The organism is Pengzhenrongella sp. (assembly GCF_036565025.1).
Lineage (GTDB): Bacteria > Actinomycetota > Actinomycetes > Actinomycetales > Cellulomonadaceae > Pengzhenrongella.
In genome coordinates, this window is the sequence record NZ_DATCNW010000282.1 from 1 (window position 1) to 25,534 (window position 25,534).

At 70.4% G+C, this 25,534-nt stretch carries 22 protein-coding genes; 4 read left to right on the forward strand and 18 right to left on the reverse strand.

Annotated elements, in window-relative coordinates; all coding sequences use genetic code 11:
- The 3 genes from VIM26_RS16355 to dapE all read right to left on the reverse strand — a co-directional run.
- On the reverse strand, positions 1-429 hold a 429-nt coding region (locus VIM26_RS16355; RefSeq protein WP_331953062.1), incomplete at its 3' end, for a dihydropteroate synthase.
- Positions 426-1,265, reverse strand: coding sequence for a TIGR00730 family Rossman fold protein (locus VIM26_RS16360; protein ID WP_331953064.1), 840 nt, complete (start codon positions 1,263-1,265; stop codon positions 426-428). The genes VIM26_RS16360 and VIM26_RS16355, both read right to left, overlap by 4 nt.
- Before the next feature lie 10 nt (positions 1,266-1,275).
- Entirely contained in the window at positions 1,276-2,367 is a 1,092-nt protein-coding gene (gene dapE / locus VIM26_RS16365) for a succinyl-diaminopimelate desuccinylase (RefSeq protein ID WP_331953066.1), read from the reverse strand.
- A 410-nt stretch (positions 2,368-2,777) separates the two neighbouring features.
- On the opposite strand from dapE, the gene dapD reads away from it, so the two are divergent.
- Together dapD and VIM26_RS16375 are read left to right on the forward strand one after the other, a co-directional pair.
- Positions 2,778-3,758, forward strand: coding sequence for a 2,3,4,5-tetrahydropyridine-2,6-dicarboxylate N-succinyltransferase (gene dapD, locus VIM26_RS16370; RefSeq protein WP_331953068.1), 981 nt, complete (start codon positions 2,778-2,780; stop codon positions 3,756-3,758).
- 13 nt (positions 3,759-3,771) lie between these two features.
- Entirely contained in the window at positions 3,772-4,659 is an 888-nt protein-coding gene (locus VIM26_RS16375; protein ID WP_331953070.1) for a hypothetical protein, read from the forward strand.
- Between the two features lie 212 nt (positions 4,660-4,871).
- On the opposite strand, the gene VIM26_RS16380 is transcribed toward VIM26_RS16375, so the two are convergent.
- From VIM26_RS16380 to fdxA, 3 genes are all read right to left on the reverse strand, one after another.
- On the reverse strand, positions 4,872-6,176 hold the full coding sequence (locus tag VIM26_RS16380; RefSeq protein ID WP_331953072.1) for a citrate synthase: 1,305 nt from the start codon (positions 6,174-6,176) through the stop codon (positions 4,872-4,874).
- Positions 6,177-6,390: 214 nt separating this feature from the next.
- On the reverse strand, positions 6,391-7,515 hold the full coding sequence (dapC, locus tag VIM26_RS16385; RefSeq protein WP_331953074.1) for a succinyldiaminopimelate transaminase: 1,125 nt from the start codon (positions 7,513-7,515) through the stop codon (positions 6,391-6,393).
- Between the two features lie 4 nt (positions 7,516-7,519).
- Positions 7,520-7,846 carry a ferredoxin gene (gene fdxA / locus VIM26_RS16390; RefSeq protein ID WP_331953076.1) on the reverse strand — a complete coding sequence of 109 codons (327 nt, stop codon included), beginning with the start codon at positions 7,844-7,846 and terminating at the stop codon, positions 7,520-7,522.
- A 99-nt stretch (positions 7,847-7,945) separates the two neighbouring features.
- Between fdxA and VIM26_RS16395 the strand changes: the two genes are divergently transcribed.
- A complete protein-coding gene (locus tag VIM26_RS16395) occupies positions 7,946-8,206 on the forward strand; it encodes a hypothetical protein (RefSeq protein WP_331953078.1) in 261 nt (86 codons plus the stop codon).
- Here the strand turns inward: VIM26_RS16395 and VIM26_RS16400 are convergent.
- The 9 genes from VIM26_RS16400 to VIM26_RS16440 all read right to left on the reverse strand — a co-directional run bounded on the left by VIM26_RS16400 (position 8,203) and on the right by VIM26_RS16440 (position 19,740).
- Positions 8,203-10,098, reverse strand: coding sequence for a VanW family protein (locus VIM26_RS16400; protein ID WP_331953080.1), 1,896 nt, complete (start codon positions 10,096-10,098; stop codon positions 8,203-8,205). The two genes, VIM26_RS16395 and VIM26_RS16400, sit on opposite strands and share 4 nt — an antisense overlap.
- 88 nt (positions 10,099-10,186) lie before the next feature.
- Entirely contained in the window at positions 10,187-10,705 is a 519-nt protein-coding gene (locus VIM26_RS16405) for a flavin reductase family protein (RefSeq protein WP_331953082.1), read from the reverse strand.
- Positions 10,702-11,082, reverse strand: a complete 381-nt coding sequence (locus VIM26_RS16410) for a DUF6113 family protein (RefSeq protein ID WP_331953084.1) — start codon at positions 11,080-11,082, stop codon at positions 10,702-10,704. Before VIM26_RS16410 ends, VIM26_RS16405 begins: the two co-directional genes overlap by 4 nt.
- Before the next feature lie 5 nt (positions 11,083-11,087).
- On the reverse strand, positions 11,088-12,155 hold the full coding sequence (locus tag VIM26_RS16415; protein ID WP_331953086.1) for a PIG-L family deacetylase: 1,068 nt from the start codon (positions 12,153-12,155) through the stop codon (positions 11,088-11,090).
- Between the two features lie 23 nt (positions 12,156-12,178).
- Entirely contained in the window at positions 12,179-14,092 is a 1,914-nt protein-coding gene (typA, locus tag VIM26_RS16420) for a translational GTPase TypA (protein ID WP_331953088.1), read from the reverse strand.
- Between the two features lie 278 nt (positions 14,093-14,370).
- Positions 14,371-16,098, reverse strand: a complete 1,728-nt coding sequence (locus VIM26_RS16425; RefSeq protein WP_331953090.1) for an ABC transporter ATP-binding protein — start codon at positions 16,096-16,098, stop codon at positions 14,371-14,373.
- A complete protein-coding gene (locus VIM26_RS16430) occupies positions 16,095-17,042 on the reverse strand; it encodes an ABC transporter permease (RefSeq protein WP_331953092.1) in 948 nt (315 codons plus the stop codon). Before VIM26_RS16430 ends, VIM26_RS16425 begins: the two co-directional genes overlap by 4 nt.
- On the reverse strand, positions 17,035-17,961 hold the full coding sequence (locus tag VIM26_RS16435; RefSeq protein WP_331953094.1) for an ABC transporter permease: 927 nt from the start codon (positions 17,959-17,961) through the stop codon (positions 17,035-17,037). The genes VIM26_RS16430 and VIM26_RS16435 overlap by 8 nt, the downstream gene beginning before the upstream one ends.
- 150 nt (positions 17,962-18,111) lie before the next feature.
- The gene (locus VIM26_RS16440) at positions 18,112-19,740 is read right to left on the reverse strand and encodes an ABC transporter substrate-binding protein (protein WP_331953096.1); all 1,629 of its coding nucleotides are present in this window, start codon (positions 19,738-19,740) and stop codon (positions 18,112-18,114) included.
- Between the two features lie 351 nt (positions 19,741-20,091).
- Here VIM26_RS16440 and VIM26_RS16445 point away from each other — a divergent pair, with 351 nt between their 5' ends.
- Positions 20,092-20,712, forward strand: coding sequence for a PH domain-containing protein (locus tag VIM26_RS16445; protein WP_331953098.1), 621 nt, complete (start codon positions 20,092-20,094; stop codon positions 20,710-20,712).
- Positions 20,713-21,155: 443 nt separating this feature from the next.
- Here VIM26_RS16445 and VIM26_RS16450 read toward each other — a convergent pair whose 3' ends face one another.
- Genes VIM26_RS16450 through VIM26_RS16460 form a run of 3 tightly spaced genes read right to left on the reverse strand, consistent with a single transcriptional unit; the run spans position 21,156 to position 25,443 of the window.
- The gene (locus tag VIM26_RS16450) at positions 21,156-22,952 is read right to left on the reverse strand and encodes an ABC transporter ATP-binding protein (RefSeq protein WP_331953100.1); all 1,797 of its coding nucleotides are present in this window, start codon (positions 22,950-22,952) and stop codon (positions 21,156-21,158) included.
- A 14-nt stretch (positions 22,953-22,966) separates the two neighbouring features.
- On the reverse strand, positions 22,967-23,908 hold the full coding sequence (locus VIM26_RS16455) for an ABC transporter permease (RefSeq protein WP_331953102.1): 942 nt from the start codon (positions 23,906-23,908) through the stop codon (positions 22,967-22,969).
- Positions 23,905-25,443: an ABC transporter permease gene (locus tag VIM26_RS16460; RefSeq protein ID WP_331953104.1), complete on the reverse strand. Its 1,539-nt coding sequence runs from the start codon at positions 25,441-25,443 to the stop codon at positions 23,905-23,907. Before VIM26_RS16460 ends, VIM26_RS16455 begins: the two co-directional genes overlap by 4 nt.
- Between the last annotated feature and the right edge of the window lie 91 nt (positions 25,444-25,534).

The window sequence follows — 25,534 nt, forward strand, 5'->3', positions numbered from 1 at the left end:
CTCGGCCGCGGCCACCTCGACCAGGTGCGGGTCGTGGCCCGCCCACGTGTCGTTGATCAGGTCGGCGCCGGCCCGCGCGGCATCCCGCGCGACGCCCGAACGCCAGGTGTCGACGCTGATCAGGAGGTCCGGGTGCCGCTCGCGCACGAGCTCGATCAGCGGGATCACCCGGGCGGCCTCCTCCGCGGCGTCGACCCGCGGGCCGCGGCCGGCCCGGATGCCACCGATGTCGACCAGGTCCGCGCCCTCGTCGGCCGCCTGCGCGACGGCGTCGGCCGCGGCGGACCGGGAGGTGTGCCGCGCGGGTGCGTAGAACGAGTCCGGGGTGCGGTTGACGATCGCCATCACCACGGGGTGGTCCGGTCCGAACGTCCTGCCCCGCAGGAGGACGGCGGCTCCCGCGACCGGCACTCCGGCGGGCGAGCTCATTCGCCGTCGGCGACGCGGGCGGCGGCCTGCTGGGCGGCCGCCAGCTTCGCGGCGGCGGTCGCGGCGTCCACCTCGGCGCGCAGCTGGGCCTCCCGCTCGACGACGTGCGCGACGGCCTCGTCCGGGTCGTCGACCAGCGTGAGCAGGTCGAGGTCGATGTTCCCGATCATCTCGCGCGCGCTGACCGGGCCCGCGAGCCAGTCGAGCAGCCCGCCCCAGTACGCCGTGCCCACGAGCACGATCGGGAACTCGGTGACCTTGTGGGTCTGCACGAGCGTGAGCGCCTCGAACAGCTCGTCGAGGGTGCCGAACCCGCCGGGCAGCACGATGAAGCCCTGCGCGTACTTCACGAACATCATCTTGCGGGCGAAGAAGTACCGGAAGTTGACCCCGAGGTCGACCCACTGGTTCATGCCCTGCTCGAACGGCAGCTCGATGCCGAGGCCGACGGACAGGCCGCCGGCCTGGTTCGCGCCCTTGTTGGCCGCCTCCATCACGCCCGGCCCGCCGCCGGTGATGACCGCGAACCCGGCCTTCGCGAGGCCGCGCCCAACGCGCTCCGCGAGCGCGTACTCCGGATGGTCCATCGTGACGCGCGCGGAGCCGAACACGCTGACCGCCGGCCCCACCTCCGCGAGCGCCCCGAAACCCTCGACGAGCTCGCTCTGGATGCGCATCACCCGCCACGGGTCCTCGTGCAACCAGTTCGCGCCGTCGCGCGGGGCTGCGAGCAACCGCTGGTCGGTGGTCGTGGTCGGGATCTGCCCGCGGCGCAGCAGCACCGGGCCCTTGCGGTAGCCGTGTCCTGGGGCGGGTACCCCGTCGTCGCTCGTCATAACCCCGACTCTAAGAGGTGAGCCAGGTGCGCAGCGCATCGTGGCAGAGGCGAACTTGTGCGGCGGCGCAGCGCTCGTCGTCCTTGTGGCACAGCAGCGGGTCACCGGGCCCGAAGTTGACCGCCGGGATGCCCAGCGACGCGAACCGCGCGACGTCGGTCCAGCCGAACTTGGGCGCGGGAGCCCCGCCGGTGACGGCGAGGACGACGGCGGCGAACTCGGCCGCCGCGGGCGCGTCCAGGCCCGGGCGGGCGCCCGGCGCGGCGTCGGTGAGCGTGACGTCGAACCCCGCGAACACCTCGCGCACGTGCGCCTCCGCCTGCGCCACGGACCGGGCCGGCGCGAAGCGGAAGTTCACGGTGACCACGCACTCGTCGGGCACGACGTTCCCGGCCACTCCCCCGCGGATCGCGACCGCGCTCAGGCCCTCGCGGTAGACCAGCCCGTCGACCTCGATCTCGGCCGCGACGTAGCTCTCCAGGCGGCGCAGGACCTCGCCGGCCGAGTGGATGGCGTTGCTGCCCATCCAGGACCGGGCCGTGTGCGCGGTGACCCCGGACAGAGCGACCTCGACGCGCAGGGTGCCGTTGCAGCCGCCCTCGATCCCGGCGTTGCTCGGCTCGCCGAGGACGGCAAAGTCGGCCGCGAGCCAGTCCGGGTGGTTCCGCGCGACCCTGCCCAGCCCGTTGAGCGACGCCTCGACCTCTTCGTTGTCGTAGAAGACCCACGTGACGTCCCTGGTGGGCGCGGACAGCTCGGCCGCGAGCGCGACCTGGATCGCGACGCCGCCCTTCATGTCGACCGTCCCGCGGCCCCAGATCACCTCGTCGTCGCCGGTGCCGACGACCGTCGTCGGGACGTTGTCGGCGATCGGCACGGTGTCGATGTGCCCGGCCACGACCACGCGCGACGGCAGGCCCAGGTTCGTGCGGGCCACCACGGTGTCGCCGTCGCGCAGCACCTCCAGGTGCTCATGCGGGCGCAGCGCGGCCTCGATGACGTCCGCGATCGTGGCCTCGTCGCCGCTCACCGACGGGATGTCGCACAGCGCGCGCGTGAGCACGATCAGGTCACCAGCGGGGTCGAGCACAGTGGGGATCACGCCAGCGACCCTAACGTTCGAAGTCCCAGCGGGTGGTTTGCGACCGTGACCGACTCCCAGCGCCGCACCGACCGACTCACTGGGTGGACGGGTGCGCGGAGGGGTCGAGGGGCTCACCCCCGGCTACTTCGCCCTGGTGATGGCCAGCGGAATCATCTGAAGTCGGGATGAGCCTGGAGGGGATCTACCTCGGGCGGGCCGACCGGCTGCCGCTCGTCGGCATGATCGGTGCGTGGAGCTCTGGGTGGCGTTCGCCGCCTGGGCGCTGGTGCTCGCGGCCATGGTGCGGCACGTCTGGCGCTCCGTCCTGGTCGGCGTGGTGGACGCCTGACCAGGGATCGGGCACGCCGCGCCGATTCCGCCCCCGGTGCGCGACCAGGTTCCCTCGAGGGGCGCTTAGGGTTGGCGCCATGAGTGCGCGCACCGCCTGGGGCTTTGGCCTGGCCACGATCACCGCCGAGTCCCCCTCGAACCCGGGAGGCGCGACGCTGGACGTCTGGTACCCGGCGCCGGCGCTCGGGGCTGCCCCGGCGGACGCCGCGATCCCCGCCGAGCTGGCCGCCCTCGAGGCGCACGACGCCGCCCGGCGCGTGCGGACCGTCGTCGTGCGCACCGAGATCGACCTGGACGCCGCCCCCGCCGACGCCGCGGACGCCTACCTGCGCCTGCACCTGCTCTCGCACCGGCTCGTCACTCCGCACGGGCAGAACCTCGACGGGCTGTTCGGCAAGCTCACGAACGTGGTCTGGACCGACCGCGGGCCGTGCGCCGTCGAGGACTTCGAGGCCACCCGGCTGCGGCTCCGCGCGGCCACCGGGACCCCGGTGACCGTGTTCGGCATCGACAAGTTCCCGCGGATGGTCGACTACGTGCTCCCCTCGGACGTGCGGATCGCCGACGCCGACCGCGTGCGCCTTGGCGCGCACCTCGCCTCGGGCACGACCGTCATGCACGAGGGCTTCGTGAACTTCAACGCCGGCACGCTCGGCGTCTCGATGGTCGAGGGCCGCATCTCCTCGGGCGTCGTCGTCGGCGACGGCAGCGACATCGGCGGCGGCGCGTCCATCATGGGCACCCTGTCCGGTGGCGGCACGCAGGTCGTCTCGATCGGCCGGCGCTCGCTGCTCGGCGCGAACGCGGGCCTGGGCATCGTGCTCGGCGACGACTGCGTCGTGGAGTCCGGCCTGTACGTCACGGCCGGCACCAAGGTCACCCTGCTCGGCTTCACCGACGACGACGGCGGCCCGCTCGACGGCGAGGTGGTCAAGGCGCGAGACCTGTCCGGTCGCAGCAACGTGCTGTTCCGTCGCAACTCGCTGACCGGCGGCGTGCAGGCCGTGGCGCGGGCCGGCGCCGGCGTCGTGCTCAACGCCGCGCTGCACCAGCACTGACGAGCCGGCTGCCATGTCCCGAGGCCGACGTCGACGACGAAAACCGTGGCTAGCGCCGGTCACGGTGCTGGTGGTGCTCGGGCTCGGGGTGACCGGCGTCGTCGTCGTGCTCAAGGCTCTGGACGGCGGTCCGGTGCTCACCGAGCGATGCGCTGCCCTGGTCGACGGCACGAGCTGGTACCTCAGCCCCGCCCAGGCCGACAACGCCGCCCTCGTCGCGAGCACGGCGGTGCGCCGCGGGCTGCCGGCGAGGGCCGCGACGGTCGGCATCACGACCGCGTTGCAGGAGTCGAAGCTGATCAACCTCGACCACGGTGACCGCGACTCGCTCGGGCTCTTCCAGCAGCGCCCCTCGCAGGGCTGGGGCACGGCCGCGCAGATCGTGGACCCGGTGTACGCGACGAACGCGTTCTACGACGTGCTGATCAAGATCAACGGGTACCAGGGGATGGACGTCACCGAGGCGGCCCAGCGGGTGCAGCGGTCCGGGTACCCCGAGGCCTACCGGCAGCACGTGGCCCAGTCGGGGGCCTGGGCCTCGGCGCTCACCGGCTACTCGCACGCCTCGGTGACGTGCAAGCTCAAGCCCGCGCAGGCGGCGGGTTCGGCGCGCGCCGTCGCGGACCGCGTCAAGCGCGACTACGGCGACGTGCCCACGACGACGACCGGCGACAACCTGATCCTCACCCTGGACGCGGGCGCGCTGGGCAACGGCAGCGCCGCGGACGACCTGCGGCTGAGCTGGTCGCTCGCGCAGTGGTCCGTCGCGGTCGCGGGCACCCTCGCCGTCGACACGGTCACGATCGCCGACCAGACCTGGACCCGGACGGACGCGGTCTGGACGCCGTCCACGACGTCCCCGCTGCCCCCCGGCAAGGTCCGCGTCACCCTCAAGCACTGACCCCCGCCCCGCAAGCCCCCAGACCCGTGCGACGTGTCAGCCGCTGCGCGCTCCAGGGACCGCGTTGGGCCTGACAACTCGAGGTCCGTAAGACTTGTCAGCCGCTGCGCGCCCCAGGGACCGCGTTGGGCCTGACAACGCGGGGACCGGGAAACGGGTCAGACCCAGCGCGCACGGGAGCGCGCGCTGGGCCTGACGACGTCGGAAAGGGGTCAGCGGGCGTTGAGCGGGACGTAGTCGCGTTCGACGGCACCGGTGTAGATCTGGCGCGGGCGGCCGATCTTGGTGGTCGGGTCGCTCATCATCTCGCGCCACTGCGCGATCCAGCCCGGCATGCGGCCGAGCACGAACAGCGGCGTGAACATCTGGTCCGAGAAGCCCATCGCCTTGTAGAGCAGCCCCGTGTAGAAGTCGACGTTGGGGTAGAGCTTGCGCTCGATGAAGTAGTCGTCGCTGAGCGCGATGTTCTCGAGGTTGAGCGCGATGTCGAGCAGGTCGTCGTGGATGCCGAGCTTCTCGAGCACCTCGTGCGTGCTCTTCTTCACGATCGCCGCGCGCGGGTCGTAGTTCTTGTAGACCCGGTGCCCGAAGCCCATCAGGCGGACGCCCTGCTCCTTGCTCTTGACCCGGGCCATGAACGACGTCGCGTCGCCGCCCTCGGCCTTGATCTCGGTGAGCATCTTCAGCACGGCCTCGTTCGCACCACCGTGCAGCGGCCCGGAGAGCGCGTTGACACCGGCCGCGACCGACGCGTAGATGTTCGCGTGGCTCGAACCCACGATGCGCACCGTCGACGTCGAGCAGTTCTGCTCGTGGTCCGCGTGCAGGATGAGGAGCTGGTCGAGCGCCGCGACGGTCGTCGGGTCGGCGTCGTACTGCTGGTACGGCACCGCGAACGTCATCCGCAGGAAGTCCTCGACGTACCCGCGCGAGTAGTCCGGGTAGAGCAGCGGCTCGCCGACCGCGCTGCGGTGCAGGTAGGACGTGATGGTGCGGGTCTTGGCCAGGATGAGCACCGTGGCCAGCTCGATCGTCTCGGGGTCGAACGGGTCGAGGGACTCGGGGTAGAACGTGGCCAGCGCGTTGATCGCGGAGGCCATCACGGACATCGGGTGCCCGTTGCGCGGGAACGTCCCCATGAAGGTGCGGAAGTCCTCGTGCACCATCGTGTGCCGGTTCACGCGCTCGACGAACGCGTCGCCCTCGGCCTGCGTCGGCAGCTCGCCGTGGATGAGCAGGTACGCGACCTCGAGGAACGAGGACTTCTCAGCGAGCTGCTCGATCGGGTAGCCGCGGTAGCGCAGGATCCCGGCGTCGCCGTCGATATAGGTGATCTCGGAGTCGCACGAGGCGGTGTTCATGAACCCGGGGTCGACTGTGACCAGACCGGTTTCCTTCAGCAGGGAGGACACGACGATGCCGTCGTTCCCCTGCGTTGCTTTGACCAGCGGGAGCTCGAGCGAGGATTCCCCGACGGTGAGCTGACCGGCTGCCTTGACCTTGACGGCGTCGGACATGTGATTCCCTCCTACATCGCCCGCACGCGAAAATGTTCGCATCCCGGGCACGACTCTTGGCTGCGACCGGAGTCGGTCGGACCTGGTGGCGTCGTCGGCTCGCGCCACGCTACCCGCGCCCGCGGCCGACGACGAATCGGTTCGCGAAGAATCTCATAGTAATGGCGTGATCCCAATCACATCATGATCGCGTTTGCTGCGCCCCAACCCAAAGTCATGCCCCGTTGAGTCTGGCTGCGGCCTCGGCGATCCGCTCGTCCGAGGCGGTCAGGGCGATCCTGACGTGCCCGGCGGCCGCGGCGCCGTAGAACGCGCCGGGCGCGGCGAGGATCCCGAGCCGCGCCAGGTCACCGACCGTGGTCCAGCAGTCCTGCGGAGCGCCGGCCGGCCGGACCCAGAGGTACAGCCCGGCCTGCGAACCGTCCACCTCGAGGCCCGCCGCGTCGAGCGCGCCGCGCAGCACGACCCGCCGCGCCCGGTAGCGCTCGCGCTGCATTGCCACGTGAGAATCGTCACTCAGCGCGACGGTCATGGCCGCCTGGACGGGAGCCGGCACGATCAACCCGGCGTGCTTGCGTGTCGCCAGCAGGTCCGCGATCAGGACCGGGTCGCCCGCGACGAACGCGGCGCGGTAGCCCGCGAGGTTCGACTGCTTGGACAGCGAGTAGACCGCGAGCAGGCCGGTGAGGTCACCGCCGGTGACCTGCGGGTCGAGCAGGCTCGGCACACCCTCGCTGACCCACGGCTCCTCCCACGCGAGCTCCGCGTAGCACTCGTCCGACGCCACGATGGCGCCCCGCGACCTCGCGGCGTCCACGACCTCGCGGAGCTCGGCGACCGAACGCACGGTCCCGTCGGGGTTCCCCGGGGAGTTGAGCCAGACCAGCTTGACGTTCTCGCCCGCCCAGGCGGCGACGTCGTCGGCCGGCAGCGGCGTCGCGCCGGCGAGGCGGGCGCCGACGTCGTAGGTCGGGTAGGCAGTCGCCGGATGTACGACGACGTCGCCCGCCCCGAGCCCGAGCAGCGACGGCAGGAACGCCACCAGCTCCTTCGAACCCATGGTCGGCAGCACCGCGGCGGGGTCGAGGTCCGGCACCCCGCGCCGTCGGGCGAACCAGTCGACGACCGCCTGGCGCAGCGCGGGCGTGCCGTGCGTCGTCGGGTACCCCGGCGAGTCGGCGGCGGCGGCCAGCGCCTCGCGCACCAGGTCCGGGGTCGGATCGACCGGCGTGCCGACCGACAGGTCGACGATCCCGCGCGGATGCGCGCGCGCGACGCGGGCGTACGGCACGAGGGTGTCCCAGGGAAAATCGGGCAGCGCGGCTGTGAGCAGGCCCAACGGGCTATTCGCTGACGATCTGCAGCGGGAGCGTGGCGATGATCGGGTGGTCCTTGTTGATCATGCCCATCTTCGCCGCACCGCCCGGTGACCCGATGTCGTCGAAGAACTCGACGTTCGCCTTGTAGAAATCGCTCCACTGCTCGGGGGTGTCATCCTCGTAGAAGATGGCCTCGACGGGGCAGACCGGCTCGCACGCGCCGCAGTCGACGCACTCGTCCGGGTGGATGTACAGCGACCTCTTGCCCTCGTAGATGCAGTCCACGGGGCACTCTTCGATACAGCCCTTGTCCTTGACGTCGACACAAGGCTGGGCGATGACATAGGTCACGGTTGATCCTCCTGAGCCCATTCGATCGGGTAGGTCGGTGACGATCGGTGGCGCACCCTATTATCCACGGATGATCCCTGTGCAATGGACGCGGACAGCGTGACGGACGCGACTGAGCCCCGGCCCGCCCCCGGGCCGCGACCGTGGCTCGCGTGGTCGATCGGGGTCCGCGTGGTGGTCCGGCGGCGGCTCGCCGAGGGCGGCTACTCCGACGTCCTGGGCTACGTGCTCGCCTCGGACGACGACGGCGTGCGCATCGAGACCCGCCGCGGCCCGGTACACGTCCCGGCCGCCGACATCGCCCTGGGCAAGCTCATCCCACCCCCACCCGCGCGCCGTCCGCCGAAGGCCGAACGCTAGGGCTTCTTGGGCTTGTCGCAGATGACGGCGTTCTGGGGGTTGTAGTGGGTCGTCTGCTTCTTGGTCTCCTTGACGACGCCGTTCAGGCTCAGCTTGCGGATGACCGTGACGGTGAAGCCGGGGTTGCCCGTGCCCGATGGCGTGCAGGTCGGAGAGGCCGAGTGCACGGTGGTCGGCGCCACCACGCTGTGGCGCGGGCCCGTGGCGGTCGCGACGGTCCAGTACTTGGTTCCCCACATCGCCACGTGCAGCCGGTTGGCCTCGATCCAGGACCGGATGATGGCCGCGTGCGGGCTGGTGTTCTTGAACCGCATGTCGATGGACCCGGAGTAGAGGGTCGCCTCGCGGCCCTCCGGGTAGCGCGCGAACCACTCCGAGTGCGCCTGGTGCTCGACGTCCTCGAACCCGGCCAGGTACGCGGCGTTGTAGGTCGTCGTGGACAGCTGGGACAGCCCGCCGCCGACGCCCTTGACGTGCTCACCGTTGACGATCACGTTCGCCGAGTTGAACCCGGCCGCCGCCGTGATCGGCCCGAGAGCGTCGGTGAGGCTGAAGGTGTCGCCGGGCAGGATGGTCTTGCCGGTGATCTTGCCGGCCCCGACCGCCAGGTTCGCGGTGCGCAGCGGCTCGGGGGTCAGCGGCGTGGAGAACTCCGAGATGAGCTCGTGGATCCCGAGCGACTTCAGTTTGGCGGTCGACTGTGACGGGTCGCTCGGCGCCCGCTGCACGCGCGCGGTGCGCTCCTTCGCCACGCTCGCCTGGGCGACGGCTCCGGCGAGCACCTTCGGGTCGATCGTCGTGCCGGACACCCCGGGGATCACGACGGGGACGCCCTTCTGGAACTCGAAGCGGGCATCGGCCGACGGCGAGAAGAGTTTCGGAGCGCGCTTGACGATCTCCTTGACGAGTCCGGGGCCGTCGAGCGTGAGCACGAGGTCGGAGTCCTTCACGGCGAAGGTCGCGAGCGAGGTCACGGTGGCGGCCGGCAGCTCGATGGTCTTGTTGGCGACGGCGACGGAGATAGGGGCCTGCGCGAGCGGCTGGGCCACCTCGGTCAGGGCCTTGTCCGTCTCCGCCTGCGTGATGTCGGGTGCGACGGCGCGGGTGGGGATCTTGAGCGGCCGCGCGGCGGTCAGCCACGAGGTGCGCAGCACCTGCGCCGCGGCCTTGGGGTCGACCGCCTTGCCGTCGACCGCCGCCGACGCGTGCGCGGCGCCGTCGGCGAACACGATCTGCCCGTCGACTGCGTCGGTCACGAGTGCCCCGGACGCCTTCTCGACGGCGGCCTTGAGCTTCTTCTCGTCCACGGCCGTGACGGGCGGCTCGGCGCCGAGCCCGAAGATGTGATGCCAGAGCCCGACGGGCTGCAGGTCGAAGCCCGTGAGGTCGCGCACGGTCGCCTTGGCGTCGAACGTGAGCCCGGCGTCGGCGGGCGGCACGGTGGTGCTGACGTCGCCCGCGACGAGCGGGACCGGCTCCTTGACCGGACCCGCGAGCCCCTTGTCGAGCGTGGCGACGGCGGCCTTGGTGCTCTGTCCGCCGATCTCGACGCCGGCGACGGTGGTGCCGCGCGGGACCGTGCCCGCGAACGCCCAGGCCGCGCCGACGTAGCCCGCGCCGAGCACGATGACGACCGCGGCGGTGGTGAGCACCGCGCGCCGCCAGTGCCGGCGCGGCACGTCGGCGTCGAAGACCGCGAGCGGGGAGGGTGGGTTCTCGGGGTAGGGCTCAGCCGGGTGCTCGAGGCCGGCAGTCGGCTCGGGCTCTGAGTGCGACTGGAGCTCTGGATTCGGCTGGGGATCGCCGACCGGACCGGTCTCGTCGATGGGACCTGCCGGGCTCGGCACAGCGCCTTCCGCTCGAAGGTCGTCGCGCCCAGACTTCTCCTGCATCGGGTCTCTCTCCCCACTATGGTTACTGCGGGCTCCCGCAGCCAAGCGATTCTACGGTGCACGCGGTGTCGCCCCTCGGCCAACTCCTTTATCGGACGGGACGAATCCGTCCGCGGAGGTGCACCAGGCCGCCTGCGGTTGACTCCCCCTGGCGAGCTGTGAGTACCTCGCCGACGACGATGTCGTGGTCCCCCGCGCGGTGGATCGTCGACGTCCGGCACTCGAACCAGGCCGACGCGTCGTCGACCAGGGCGGCGCCCGTCACGGGCCCGACCGAGTGCGGGACCCGGCCCAGCTGACCGATCGCCGGGCGTCCAGGCGAGGCCAGCCAGTCGGCGACGGGCGCCGCGGTGTCGGAGAGCACGCTCAGCGCCCAGCGGTCCACGTGGTCGAGGGCCTCCCGGAACCGGGCGTCCTCGTGCACGCAGAAGAGCAGCAGCGGCGGGTCGAGCGAGACCGAGGTCACCGCGCTCGCCGTCATCGCGTACTCGACGTCGCGCCAGACCAGTGTGACAATCGCCACACCCGCCGGGAGCCTGCCGATGGCGGCCCGGTACTGATCGGGGTCCGCGCGCCGTCCCGCGGCGTCGATCGCGTCGTCGGTCACGGCTCGGTCGGCCGCGTGCGCGGCTCGTCGCGGAACCAGCGGCGCGGGGCGAACGCGGCGAGCGCGATCGCCAGCATCCCGCCGACGAGCCAGACGTACCCGATCGCCTGCCCGGCCGGGATCAGCACGTCGCCCCCGGGCCCGGTCAGCGAGAACGCCTGCACGATGGCGACCCACCCGACCGCGTACGCGACCAGGCCGATGGTGCCGATCCAGGCCCGCACCAGCACCCCCGCCGCGACCACGAAGGCGAGGCACACGGCGATGCCCCACGGCACGATCGCCCGGTGCATCGTGGTGCCGGCCGCGCCGACGATGACGCCGACAAGCGTCGCGCCCGCCCACCGCAGAACTGTTCCCCGGAAGCCTCTGACCATGGCGTTCAGGCTACCGGCCGGACTGCGGCGGGCCACGCCACGTCGTGCCACGCGACGTCGGCCGCGTCGCCCAGGGTGCTGCCGGCACCGACCGGGCCGACCGGGACGCGGTGGTAGGACTCCCGGCTCAGCAGCGGTGCGAGCATGTCGTTGCTCAGCGCGTAGCAGCCGACGACGACGGGTCGTGGGTCCGCCGGCAGCCGCGCGGCACGTGCCAGCCGGTCCGGGTCGACGGCGATCGAGCGCACCTGCGTGCCGTGCGCGGCGAGGGCCGCGGCCACCCGGTCCAGCACACCGGTCACGTCGACAGCGAGGTCGACGGTGAGGTCGCCGGCCCGGTCGCCGGCGTCGGGCACCGCGAGGGAGGGCAGCGGGCCGGCGGGGTCAGGCAGCGTGAGGGCAGGGTCGGCGTCGAGCAGCGCGGCCACGGCGGGAAGGCTGGGGAGCTCGGCGTACGCGCCGCGCAGCGCGCCGGCGGCCACCACGGCCCAGAGCACGGCCGCCGGGCGGTGCGGCGTGGTGTCGCCGAGCACGGTCGCGGGGTCCGCCGCGAGCTCGAGCGCGCGCATGGTGACCTCGTGCGCGCGGACGTGGTCGGGGTGCCCGTACCCGCCGCCGGGCTCGTAGGTCGCGACGACCTCGGGCCGGCGCGCGCGCAGCACGCGAGCGAGCCGGCGTGCGGCGTCCTCGAGCGGGACGGCGACGAACGCGCCGTCGGGCAGGGCCTCCAGGCGCCCGGCGAGGCCGGGTGCGGCCCAGGCCATGCCGGAGTCGGTGTACCGGCCGTCGGGCCCGCCGGGCTCCGCGACCGTGTCGAGAAAGAGCTGGTCCGGCACCCGCAGGGCGGCCAGGGCCGCGGCCAGCTCGCCCTCGCGGTGCGCGGCGAGGGCCGGTCCGTCGCCCTCGAGGTGGGCGAGCTCGGCACCGATGACCTCGCCCAGCTCACCGCGCGTGCAGGTCACCACGGTGACCGGCCGACCGGCGGCTGCCCAGGTTGCGAGCAGGCCGCCGGTCGCGAGCGTCTCGTCGTCGGGGTGGGCGTGCACGACGAGCAGCCCACCCCGTGCGCTCAAGGCGCGGGGCGCCGGAGTGGTGGTCAGGACCGCTTGGTCTTCGAGAAGACGCGGCCACGCTCGTTCTGGTCGAGGATGACCTTGCGGACGCGGACGATCTCCGGGGTGACCTCGACGCACTCGTCCTCGCGGGCGAACTCGAGGGACTCCTCGAGGGTCAGGTGACGCGGCGGGGTGAGGTTCTCGAACGTGTCGCTGGCTGCAGCGCGCATGTTCGTGAGCTTCTTCTCCTTGGTGATGTTGACGTCCATGTCCTCGTTGCGCGAGTTCTCGCCGACGATCATGCCCTCGTAGACGACCTGGGTCGGGTCGACGAAGAACGACCCGCGCTCCTGCAGGTTGATCATCGCGAACGGCGTCACGACGCCGGAGCGGTCCGCGACCAGGGACCCGTTGATGCGGGTCTCGATCGGGCCGGCCCACGGCTCGTGGCCGTCGGTGAACGACGACGCGATACCGGTGCCGCGAGTGTCCGTGAGGAACTGGGTGCGGAACCCGATCAGGCCGCGCGACGGGATCTTGAACTCCATGCGGACCCAGCCGGTGCCGTGGTTCGCCATGGTCTCCATGCGGCCCTTGCGCACCGCGAGGAGCTGGGTGACGGCGCCGAGGTACTCCTCGGGGACGTCGATGGTCATGCGCTCCATCGGCTCGTGGACCTTGCCGTCGATCCGCTTGGTGACGACCTGCGGCTTGCCGACGGTGAGCTCGAAGCCCTCGCGGCGCATCTGCTCGACGAGGATGGCCAGCGCGAGCTCGCCGCGGCCCTGGACCTCCCACGCGTCCGGGCGCGGGGTCGTCAGCACGCGGAGCGAGACGTTACCGATGAGCTCCTTGTCGAGCCGGTCCTTGACCTGGCGGGCGGTGACCTTGTGGCCCTTGCCGCCGCGACCGGCGAGCGGGGACGTGTTGATCCCGATCGTCATGGAGATCGCGGGGTCGTCGACGGTGATCATCGGCAGCGGGCGCGGGTCGTCGGGGTCGGTCAGCGTCTCACCGATGGTGATGTCGGCGATGCCGGCGACGGCGACGATGTCGCCGGGGCCCGCGGACTCCGTGGGCACGCGGCTGAGTGCCTTCGTCTCGAGCAGCTCGGTGATCTTCACGTTCTGCAGGCTGCCGTCGGCGCGGGCCCAGGCAACGGTCTGACCCTTGCGGATCGTGCCGTTGAAGACGCGCAGCAGGGCGAGCCGGCCGAGGAACGGCGACGCGTCGAGGTTCGTGACGTGCGCCTGGAGCGGCGCGCCCTCGGTGTAGGTCGGAGCCGGGATCTTCTCGAGGATCACCTTGAACAGGGCCTCGAGGTCCTCGGCGTCCGGCTGGGCGCCGTCGGCCGGCTGGGTCAGCGACGCGCGGCCGGTCTTGGCGGCGGCATACACGACGGGAACGTCGAGGATCGAGTCGAGGTCGAGGTCGGGGACCTCGTCGTGCAGGTCGCTCGCGAGACCCAGCAGCAGGTCGGTCGACTCGGCGACGACCTCGGAGATGCGCGAGTCGGGCCGGTCCACCTTGTTGACCAGCAGGATCACCGGCAGCTTGGCCTCGAGCGCCTTGCGGAGCACGAACCGGGTCTGCGGCAGGGGGCCCTCGCTCGCGTCGACGAGGAGCACGACGCCGTCGACCATGGACAGGCCGCGCTCGACCTCACCACCGAAGTCGGCGTGCCCGGGGGTGTCGATCACGTTGATGGTGATGCCCTCGGGGTGACCGGCGGCGGCCGCGGCGGGACCCGTGTAGCGCACTGCGGTGTTCTTCGCGAGGATCGTGATGCCCTTCTCGCGCTCGAGGTCACCGGAGTCCATCGACCGCTCGTCCGCGTGGGCGTCGTGGGCCGAGAAGGCGCCGGACTGCCGGAGCATCGCGTCGACAAGGGTCGTCTTGCCGTGGTCGACGTGGGCGACGATGGCGACGTTGCGCAGGTCGGAGCGCACAGACATAAAAGACTCGTTTCAAATTTGGGGAGTGCACCAAGTCATGGGGCACCGGACAATCTTACCCGCACACCGAACCGGCCCCGGTCGAGGCCGGGATCCAGCCCCCGAAATCGGTCCCGGCGCAGGTCCGGCCCCTGCCGCCGGCCGATCCGACGCCGCCCCCGCCGCAGACTGCGCACATCGGTGCCTTCTGCGCACATCCGATGTGCGCAGTCCGCGGCGATGTGCGCAGTCCGCGGCCTGAGGGAGCTGAGTCCAGGTCCGACGGGGCTCGGGGCGGCTTACGCGGTGAGGGATGCGCCGGGGATCGCGGCGAGGAGCTCTCGGGTGTACTCCTCGCGGGGGTTGTCGAAGACCTCGTCGGTGGTCGCGGCCTCGACGACCCTGCCGTTCTGCATCACGCACACCTGGTCCGCGATCTGCCGCACGACGGCGAGGTCGTGGGTGATGAACAGATAGCTCAGCGACAGCTCCGCCTGCAGGTCGTTGAGCAGCGTCAGGATCTGCGCCTGGACCAGCACGTCCAGCGCGGAGACCGCCTCGTCGCACACGATGACGTCGGGCTCGAGCGCGAGCGCCCGGGCGATCGCGACCCGCTGACGCTGCCCGCCCGAGAGCTCGTTCGGGAACCGGCGCATCGTGGCCTGCGGGAGCGCCACCATGTCCAGCAGCTCGCGAACCTTCTTCTCGCGGGACTTCTTGTCCCCGATCCGGTGCGTTCGCAGCGGCTCCTCGATCGTGCGGAAGATCGAGTACATCGGGTCGAGGGAGCCGTACGGGTCCTGGAAGATCGGCTGCACCCGGCGCCGGAACGCGAACAACTGCTTGCGGTTCAGGGTGGCGAGGTCGGTGCCCTCGAAGTGGATCTTGCCGGCGGTCGGCTCGAGCAGGTTCAACATGATGTTCGCGACGGTCGACTTGCCCGAGCCCGACTCCCCCACGAGCGCCATCGTCGTGCCGCGCTTGACGGTGAACGACACGTCGTCGACGGCCTTGAACTCCTTGGAGGTGCCGGGGCGACCGCCGCGCAGGTGGAACACCTTGGACAGGTTCTCCACCACCACGACGTCCTCGCGGTTAGCGCTGATCCCGTCGCCGCCCGTTGCCGAAAGCAGCTCGGTGGCCTCCACCCCGCGCTCCTTCGCGCTCTGGATGCGGCGCGAGGCGAGCGACGGGGCCGACGCGACGAGACGCTGCGTGTACGGGTGCCGCGGGGCGGACAGGATCTGCGCCGCCGGCCCGGACTCGACGACCTTCCCGCGGTACATGACCACGAGGTGCTCGGCGCGCTCGGCGGCGAGACCCAGGTCGTGCGTGATGAACAGCACCGCCGTGCCGAGCTCCTCGGTCAGCGTCCGCAGGTGGTCCAGGATCTGCCGCTGCACGGTCACGTCCAGGGCCGACGTCGGCTCGTCCGCGATGAGCAGCTTCGGCCGGGCCGCGAGGGCGATCGCGATCAGCGCCCGCTGGCGCATGCCGCCGGAGAACTCGTGCGGGTACTGCTTGGCGCGCCGGGCGGCGTCGGGCAGGCCGGCCTCGGCGAGCAGCTCGGCGACGCGCTTGTTCGCCGCGGCACCCTTCGCGATGCCGTTTGCCTTGAGCGCCTCCTTGACCTGATAGCCGATCTTCCAGACCGGGTTCAGGTTGGACATCGGGTCCTGTGGGACGAGCCCGATCTGGCTGCCGCGCAGGGCGACGATCTGGCGCCGGCTCGCGGTGGTGATCTCCGTGCCGTCGAACATGATCGAGCCCGCGGTGACATTTCCGGTCCCCGGAAGCAGGTCGATGATCGCGTGCGCGGTGGTCGACTTGCCGGACCCGGACTCGCCGACGATCGCGACGGTCTGGCCGGCGTACACGGTCAGATCCACCCCGCGCACGGCGGGGACGAGCCCGGTGGAGGTCGAGAACGACACCTCGAGACCCTTGATATGCAGCAGCGGGACCTCGGCGGAGTTCGACGCCCCCCGAGCGACGTCGTCGGTCAGGGTCGTGGGGATCTGGCTCATCGCTTGCGCGCCTTCGGGTCCAGGGCGTCGCGCACGACGTCGCCCATCATGATGAAGCTGAGCACCGTCAGGGCGAGCGCCCCGGCCGGGTAGAACAGCACGGACGGCTGGCTGCGCAGGGTCTCCTCCGCTTTGGAGATGTCCGCGCCCCAGGAAACGATGTTCGTCGGCAGCCCGATCCCGAGGAAGGACAGCGTGGCCTCGGCGACGATGAACGTGCCGAGCGAGACGGTCGCCGTGACGATGATCGGTGCCGCGGAGTTCGGCATCACGTGGCGCGCGAGAGTCATGATCCGGGAGGATCCGAGCGCCTTGGCGGCCGTGATGTAGTCAGCGTTCTTCACACTCATCACGGCGCCGCGGGTGATGCGGGCGATCTGCGGCCAGCCGAAGACGCCGAGCACGAGCACCACCGTGATCACGTTGCGGTCGCTCTTGAACATCTGCATGACCACGATGGCGGCCAGCACCAGCGGGATGGCGAAGAAGATGTCGGTGACCCGGGACAGCACCGAGTCGAACCAACCACCGTAGAAGCCGGCGAACGCGCCGACGACCGCGCCGATGACCACCACGGCGAGCGTCGTCAGGACCCCGACCGTGACCGACGCCCGCGCACCGTAGATGGTGCGCGCGTAGATGTCGCACCCCTGGCGGTCGAAGCCGAACGGGTGGCCGGCAATCGGCGTCCCGAGGTAGTGGTCCAGGGTGCAGTACGACGGGTCGACCGAAGTGAACAGGCTCGGGATCGTCGCCATCGCGAGCACGAGCAGGATGAGCACGGCCGAGATCCAGAACAGCGGCCGACGGCGCAGGCTGTGCCAGGCCTCGGTCCACAGACTGGCCGGCGCCGCCGACTCGTCGACACCGTCGACGAGTCCGAGCGGACTCCGGTCGAGGTCGGCGAAGAAGTGGGCCTGGTGCGGGCGGGTGAGCTCAGGCATAACGAATCCTCGGATCCAGGGCCGCGTACAGCAGGTCCACAAAGAGGTTGGCGATGATGTAGACGATCACCAAGACGGTGACGAGGGACACGACGGTCGGCGCCTGTCCCTGCTTGATCGCAGTGAAGAGGGCGTTGCCCACCCCGGGGACGTTGAAGATGCCCTCGGTCACGACCGCCCCGCCCATCAGGCCACCGAGGTCCGACCCGAGAAAGGTGACCACGGGGATCAGGGAGTTGCGGAGCACGTGGACGTTCACCACCCGGCTGCGAGACAGGCCCTTGGCCGTCGCGGTCCGGACGAAGTCGGCGGTGAGATTCTCCGCGACGGAGGTCCGGGTCAGGCGGAGCACATAGGCGAACGACACGGCCCCGAGCACGATCGCGGGCATCAGCAGCGTCCTGACGTTCACGTCCGCACCGACCGTGGCGGGAAGCCAGCGCAGCTTGACGCCGATCCCGTACTGCAGCACGAAGCCGATCACGAACGTCGGCAGCGCGATGACGAGCAGGCTGACCAGCAGGAAGGTCGCGTCGAAGTACCTGCCCTTGCGCAGGCCGGAGATGAGGCCGATCCCGATCCCGAACACGCCCTCGAACATGAGCGCCATGATCGCGAGCTGGAAGGTGACCGGGAAGACCTGGCGCATCACGTCGATGACCCGCAGGCCGGAGAACGTGTTGCCGAAGTCGAGGGTCAGGATGCCCTTGAGGTAGAGCAGGTACTGCATGTAAAAGGGCTGGTCGAGGTGGAACTCGGCCCGGATCTGCGCGGCGATGGCCGGGTTCAGGCCCTTGTCGCCGCCGAGGGCGAGGACGGGGTCTCCGGGCAGGGCGAAGACCATGGCGTAAATGAGCAGCGTGGCCCCCAGAAATACGGGGATCATCTGCAAGACCCTGCGCCCGATGTACCAGGCCATCAGGTCTCCTTCTCGTTGAGCTCAGCACGGGGCATCGTTGACTCCGGCCGGCGCGTCACTCTAGACAGGACCGCGCGGAATCACGATATGTCGGACATGTCTGGGGTGGGCACCCGGGTCGGGCGCCCACCCCAGACGGCTGCTGCGAGGTCAGTTCTTGGTGACCTCGTAGAGCAGCGGAACGCTGTTCCAGCCGAACTGCACGTTCTTGACCTTGGTGGAGTAGCCACCGGTCGCGTTCGCGTACCACAGCGGGATGGCCGGGAGGTCCTTGAACAGGATCTGCTGGACCTGGTCGAACTTGGCGTTGGCATCCTTGACCGAGGTGGATGCGAGACCCTCGTTCAGCAGGGAGTCGACCTTCGGGCTGGAGTAGTCGCCGTCGTTCGAGCCGGCACCCGTGGCGTAGAGCGGCCCGAGGAAGTTGTACAGCGACGGGTAGTCCGCCTGCCAACCGCTCCGGAACGCACCCTTGATCGTGCGGGCCGTGATGTCGGACCGCAGGGTCTTGAAGTCCGGCTCGCTGGCACCCTGGGCGTCGATCCCCAGCGTGTTCTTGAGCTGGTTGCACACCGCGTCGACCCAGGCCTGGTGGCTGCTGTCGGCGTTGTAGCCGATGGTGAACTTCCCGGACCACGGCGAGATGGCGTCGGCCTGCTTCCACAGGTCCTTGGCCTTCGTGGCGTTGAACGTGAGCACGTCGTTATCGGACACCGAGTCCGACCAACCGGAGATGACCGGCGACGTGAAGTCCTTGGCGGGAGTGCGCGTGTCCTGGAAGATCGCCTTGGTGACCTGCGGGCGGTTGATCGCCATCGAGATGGCCTGGCGACGCAGGGCGCCCTCGGCACCCGCGAAGTGCGCGAGCTTGGTCGGGATGGTGAAGGACTGGAAGACGGCCGCCGGCTGGTTCACCGCGCGGTCACCGAGCTCCTGCTTGAACGTGCCGTACGCGCTGTCCGGGACGCTGTCGAGCACGTCGAGGTTGTCGGCGAGCAGGTCGTTGTAGGCCGCGGGAAGCGTCGTGTAGAACTTGATGTCGACGCCACCGTTCTGCGCGACCCGGTCACCGGCGTACCCCTTGTTCGGGATGAGGTTGACCCCGACGTTGTGCACCCAGGCACCGGCCTTGGCGAACTTGTACGGACCGTTGCCGATCGGGTTCTCGCCGAACGTCTTCATGTTCTTGAACGCCGCCGCAGGCAGCGGGTAGAACGCCGAGTAGCCGAGCCGCAGCGGGAAGTCCGACTCGGGGCTCTTGAGCTTCACCGTGAACGTGGTCGGATCGACGACCTTCAGGCCGGTCAGCTTGGAATTCGCCTTGTCCGAGTAGCCGTCGATGGTCTCGAAGAAGGTGCTCGAGAGCTGCTTGTTGCTGAGCAGGGCGCCGTAGTTCCAGGCATCCACGAAGCTCGACGACGTGACGGGCTCGCCGTTCGTGAACTTCTGGCCGGCCTTGAGCTTGATCGTGTAGTTCTGCGCGTCCGTGGTCTTGATGGAGTCGGCGACCTCGTTGTGCGGTGCGCCCTTGGCGTCGTAGTAGACGAGCCCCCCGAACATGAGGTCCTCGATCTTGCCGCCGCCGACCTCGTTGGTGTTCGTCGGGATCAGCGGGTTCTGCGGCTCAGACCCCCACGCGGAGACGATGCCGGTCGACGGACCGCTTGCCTTGGTGGTCGTGCTGCTGGTGGATTTGCCGGGCGTGCTGGCACAGGCAGAGAGCACGAGCGCGCCCACTGCTACCGAGGCAGCGAAACCGGCGATGCGCCTGATCTTCAATTTTCCTCCTGGTGGGCGGCGGCACCGGCGCCCGCAGGGCTAGGCGTCCACGAGTGGACCCGGCCCATGCAAGCACCCAGGCACCGCCATGGGATGCGACGAGAGTACGTCTCAAAACGTGACCTACCGCTCATGTTTGGCCCTGACGCCGGATCGTTACACGATTGATACTGGTCAGTAGGTTCCAACATGTGAGACGGCTGCGCGATTGAATCAGACTGGAAACACGCTCGTGATGTTGGAGCGGCGGCTGAAACCGCATGATTTTGGACATTACGGGTGCTTTTCCGAACGGAATCTGGTACGGATCGCGCGCGGCGCTCGGTCCCGGTGCGAGGCGAACCTGCGAGCATGGCGGCCATGCCCGCTGCCCAGCCCGGTCACGTCTTTCGGCCCCGTTCCTCGAGTGCCGTCGCGATCGGCTGGGGTCTGGTCACCGTCGGATGGGCCTGGCTCGCGCTGCACGACGGCGGCGTGGCGGCTCTCGTGCGCCAGGCACCGGCGATCGTGCTCGCCGCGACGCTGGTCTACGGGGTCCTGGTGCGTCCGTCCGTCGAGGTGTCCGGCTCCGGGGTCACGCTGCGCAACGTCGTGCGCGACGTCGAGGTGCCGTGGGCCGCGCTCACCGAGGTGCGCACGCGCTATGCGTTCACCCTCGTGACGACCGATGGGCGGTCGTTCACGGCGTGGGCCGCCCCTGCGTCGGGCCGGCACACCGACGCGAGCCTGACCTCGGGCGAGGTGGCCGCGCTCGGTTGGCCCGGTGCGGGCGGGGAGCTGCCACCCACGAGCGCCTCCACCGCGAGCAGCTCCGGCGCGGTCGCGGTATGGGTCCGGCGCGAGTGGGCTCGGGCGATGGACTCGAGCGGTGGTTCGAGTGGTTCCGTGGAGGTGCACACCCAGTTCTCGGTCGGCCTCATCGTCACCCTCGCGCTCGCGAGCGCGCTCGGCCTCCTCACCGCCCTGACCTGACCCCACCCGCCGAGTGTCAGACGCTGCGCGCGCCAGAGACCGCGCCACGTCTGACGGTGATGGTGGTGGGGACGCGTTGGGGTGTGATTCCGCGCCGGACTGACGTTCACCCCCCGGGAGCGGCGGCTGCTGCGGGCCGCAAGGCATCGGGCTTGGATGGGAGTGCTCGAGCGCGTGGGTGTAGGGCTGGGTGTATGGAACGTGCACCGTGGGTGCACGTTCCATACACCCAGCGATACACCCAGCCCGGTTTCGACGCGTGGACGTCCGGCGCCGCCGACGGCGAGCATTCACCGGCCCGCGCAGAGCTCGAGTTCGCCGGTCCGCATGCGAGTTCGTCGTTTTCGATCGGCGAACTCGACTGGAAACGACGAACTCGCCGGCTGACCTGGCGGGCGCGCAGTGGCCGTCGACCGGGCTGCGTCTGACAACTCGGAAGGGGGTCAGTCTTCCTCGTCGGCTCCGGCCGCGAGGGCCTCGGCGCGCTCGGCTCGGCGGGCCCGCTGCTCGTCGGGGTCGGGCACGGGTGCGGCCGCGATCAGGCGGCGGGTGTACGGCTCGCGCGGGTGAAGCAGGATCTCCTCGCGCGTGCCCATCTCGACGAGCCGGCCGTGGTGCAGCACGCCGACCCGGCTCGCGAGGATCTCGACGACGGCCAGGTCGTGGCTGATGAACAAGCACGCGAACCCGCTCTCGCGCTGGAGCTCCTGGAACAGCTCGAGCACGTGCGCCTGCACCGAGACGTCCAGCGCGCTGGTCGGCTCGTCCGCGACCAGCAGATCGGGCCCGAGCGAGAGCGCCCGGGCGATGCCGACGCGCTGGCGCTGGCCGCCGGAGAGCTCGTGCGGATACCGGTTCCGGTACGCGTGCGGCAGCCGGACCTTGTCGAGGAGCGCCTCGACCCGGCGGTCGAGCCCCGCCTTGCGCAGCTTCTCGTGCAGGAAGAGCGGCTCGCCGATGGACTCCCCGATGGTCATCCGGGGGTTGAGCGAGGCGGCCGGGTCCTGGAACACGATCGCGGACCGGCGCCGCAGCGGGCGCAGCTCGCGCTTGGACATTCTCGCGACGTCCGCCCCGCCGATCGACACCACCCCGCTGGTCACGGGCAGCAGCCCGACGACGGCGCGCCCGATCGTCGTCTTGCCCGAACCGGACTCCCCCACGAGCCCGACGACCTCGCCGGGGGCGATCGAGAACGACACGTCGTCGACCGCGCGGAACGCGGGGGTGCGCCGGTGACCCGGGTACTCGATGACCAGGTTGCGCAGATCGAGCGCCGCCGCGGCCGGCTCGGTCGGTCGCACCTGTGCCACGCTCGGCGTGCCGATCGGGGTGGCACTGAGCGTGTCCCGCACCGTGGCGGTCGGCTCCGGCTCGTGGACCTCGAGCGCGCGCGCGGCGATCTGCGCGCCGAGGTGCGGCACGGCGATGAGCAGTTCGCGGGTGTAGTCCTGGCTCGGCTCGGAGAACACCCGGCGGATCGGGCCGGACTCGACGACCATGCCGTCCTTCATCACCACGACCTGGTCGGCGAGGTCCGCGACCACACCCATGTCGTGCGTGATCAGCAGGATCGCGGAGTCGAGCCGGTAGTGCAGCGCGCGCAGCAGGTCCAGGATCTCCGCCTGCACCGTCACGTCGAGCGCGGTCGTCGGCTCGTCGGCGATCAGCAGCACGGGGTCGCACGCGATCGCCATCGCGATCATCACGCGCTGGCGCTGCCCCCCGGACAGCTGGTGCGGGTAGGTGTCGAACCGGCCCTCGGGATTGGGCAGGTCGACCAGCCGGAAGAGCTCGATCACCCGCACACGCGCCTGGTCCGGCGCGATGTTCTGGTGGCTGAGCAGCACCTCGGTGACCTGGAAGCCGACCGTGAGCACCGGGTTCAGCGCCGTCATCGGCTCCTGGAAGATCAGGCCGACGTCGTTGCCGCGCACCGCGCGCAGCGCGGACTCGGGCGCCCCGATGAGCTCCCGGCCGCGCAGCTTGGCCGAGCCCATGGTGCGCGAGTTCGGCGGCAGCAGCCCGAGGATCCCCATCGCGGAGACGGACTTGCCCGAGCCGGACTCGCCGACGACCGCGAGCACCTCGCCCGGCGCGATCGTGAAGGCGACGTCGCGCGCGGCCATCACCCACTCGCCCTCGACGCGGAAGTCGACGCCGAGCCCGCTGACCTCGAGAATCGGTTCGGGGTCGCCGCCCCACCGCCGCAACGCGGCCGCTTCGGTGTCGATCGTCATCTGGCGGTGTCCCCTCAGGCCTTCGCGCGGTCTTGGCGGGGGTCGAACGCGTCGCGCAACCCGTCGCCGATGAAGTTGACCGCGAGCGCGATCGCGATGATGAACAGCCCCGGCCACCAGAACAGCCACGGCCGCACCGTCATCGCTGAGCGGTAGTTGTTGATCAGCTGACCGAGCGAGGTGTCGGGGCTCCGGACCCCGAAGCCGAGGAAGCTCAGCGCCGACTCGAGCAGGATCGCCGAGGAGATCGCCAGGGTCGCCGACACGATGATGACACCGATCGTGTTCGGCAGGATGTGCCGGAAGATGATCCGCGCGCTCGACGCGCCGACCGAGCGCGCCGCGTCCACGAACTCCTTCTCCCGAAGGGACAGGAACTCGCCCCGGACGATTCGCGCGAGACCGGTCCAGGTGACCAGACCGAGGAACGCTCCCAGGCCCCAGACCCCGCCGACACCGCCCGTCGAGACGGCGATGACCGCCGCCACGGCGACCAGCGGGATCGTGATCATGACGTCGGTCAGCCGCATCAGCACCGCCTCGGTCCAGCCGCGGAAGTACCCCGCGACGGCCCCGATCACCGTGCCGATCGCGGTCCCGACGATCCCGACGAGGAACGCGATGATGAGCGACTGTTGCGCGCCTTTCATGGTGAGCGCGAAGTAGTCCCGCCCGATGTTGTCCTGGCCGAAGGGGTGCTCCCCGAGGCTCGGCGGCCACACCGAGAGGGTCGGCGCCCCGGCGTGGAACAGGGGCATCGGGACCTTGTAGTCCTGCTTCCACCAGCCGGGGAACGGCCCGAACCCGATCGCGCTGAACGCCAGCACCATCACGAGCAGCAGCACGACGAACCCGCTCATGGCGGCCCGGTGTCGGCGGAACCGGCGCAGGATGGTCTGCGCCGAGCTGCGCGCGGCGGTGTTCGGCATGGTGTTGAGCGGCGTGATCGTGGTCATCTCAGGCGGATCCTTGGGTCGAGGAACGCGTAGGCGATGTCGGCCAGCATGTTGAACAGCACCGTCGCCACGGCCGTCACGAGGAAGAACGCCATGACCGGGTTGGGGTCGATGTGCGACAGGCCCTGGGTGAACAGCCGGCCCATCCCGGACCAGCCGAACACGGTCTCGGTGACCACCGCACCACCCAGGACTCCGGCGAAGTCGAAGGCGACCAGGGTCGCGAGCGGGATCAGGGCGTTGCGGAACGAGTGCCGCACGATCACGGTGCGCTCGTTGAGCCCCTTCGCGCGAGCGGTGCGCACGTAGTCCTGGTTCATCACGTCGAGCATGCTGGCCCGGGTGTACCGGGTGTAGCTGGCAAACGAGATCAACATGATGGCGAGGGTCGGCAGCGCGAGGTGCAGCACCAGATCGAGGTTCGAGACCCAGAAGGTCCCGTTCAGGTTCGCCGTCTGGGACCCCGTCGTCGCGATCGGGCGCCCGTCGGTGGCCTGGAAGAGCACCGGGTAGGAGCGCAACAGCTGGTCGAGCGACATCAGGGCGACCACGCTCACCCCGGTGATGCCGGCGATCTGCGCGGCGAGACGCCGGGTGTGCCCACCGACGATCCGGCCGATCACGACGCCGAGCAGCACCAGGCCGACGGCGAGCGCGCCGAACGTCGACCAGGTCATGCCCGCCATCACGGGTTGCGCGAGCGCGACGACGATGGTGCCCACGACCGCCGTCGCGAGGCTCGCGTAGAGCACGGGCCGGGTGCGTGGTCGCAGGCCCGCGAAGAGCGCGCTCCACAGGAAAGCCGCCACGAGTGCCGAAATCCCGACCCCGACGATTCCGAGAGCCGGCTGCTCGAACCAGCCGACGCTGAGCAGCACGATCAGCGTCGCCGACGTCGCGACGGTGGCGACCGCGAACACGATGCCCCGGCGCCGCGGGTCACCGCCGATGACGACCGCCCACACCAGCCCGGACACCAGGCCGATCAGCCCGATCGAGGCGTAGGTCATCTCCGGATGCGAGAGCCAGTTGTTGAGGTCGATCGCGATGTACTGCTTGAGCAGCGTGGAGACCCAGAACACCGGGAGCGAGAAGCACAGGAACGCGATGAAGGTCACCGCGTAGTCGAACGTGCTGTACTGGCGCAGCGCCGTCACGACGCCCGTGACGACGCCCAGCAGCACGGCCAGCAGGGTGGCACCGATGACCAGTCGCAGGGTCGACCCGAGCGCGACGTCGAGCTGCGGAAGGACCGGGCGGTTGGTCCGATCGAGGCCGAGGGTGCACTGGTCCCCACCCGGCGCGAGGCACCGGCCGACATCCTGCAACCAGAGCACGTAACGACCGGGGATCGGCACGTCGAGATGCAGGGCCGCGGTGCGCGCGGCGATCCGCTCGGCCTGGCCGGGCCGGTTGTCCTCCAGCAGGTCTTGCAGAGGGTTACCGGACAGCGCGACCAGGAGGTACATCAGGGACGTCGAGGCGAGCACGATGAAGAACGAGATGATCATTCGCCTGACGACGAAGACGAGCATGCGTCTCCCTGCGTTGAACTCGGACGGCGGACAACCTAGCGAGCCGCCAGGGGCGGATACCGGCCCGAGCCGGTACCCGCCCGACGGCGAT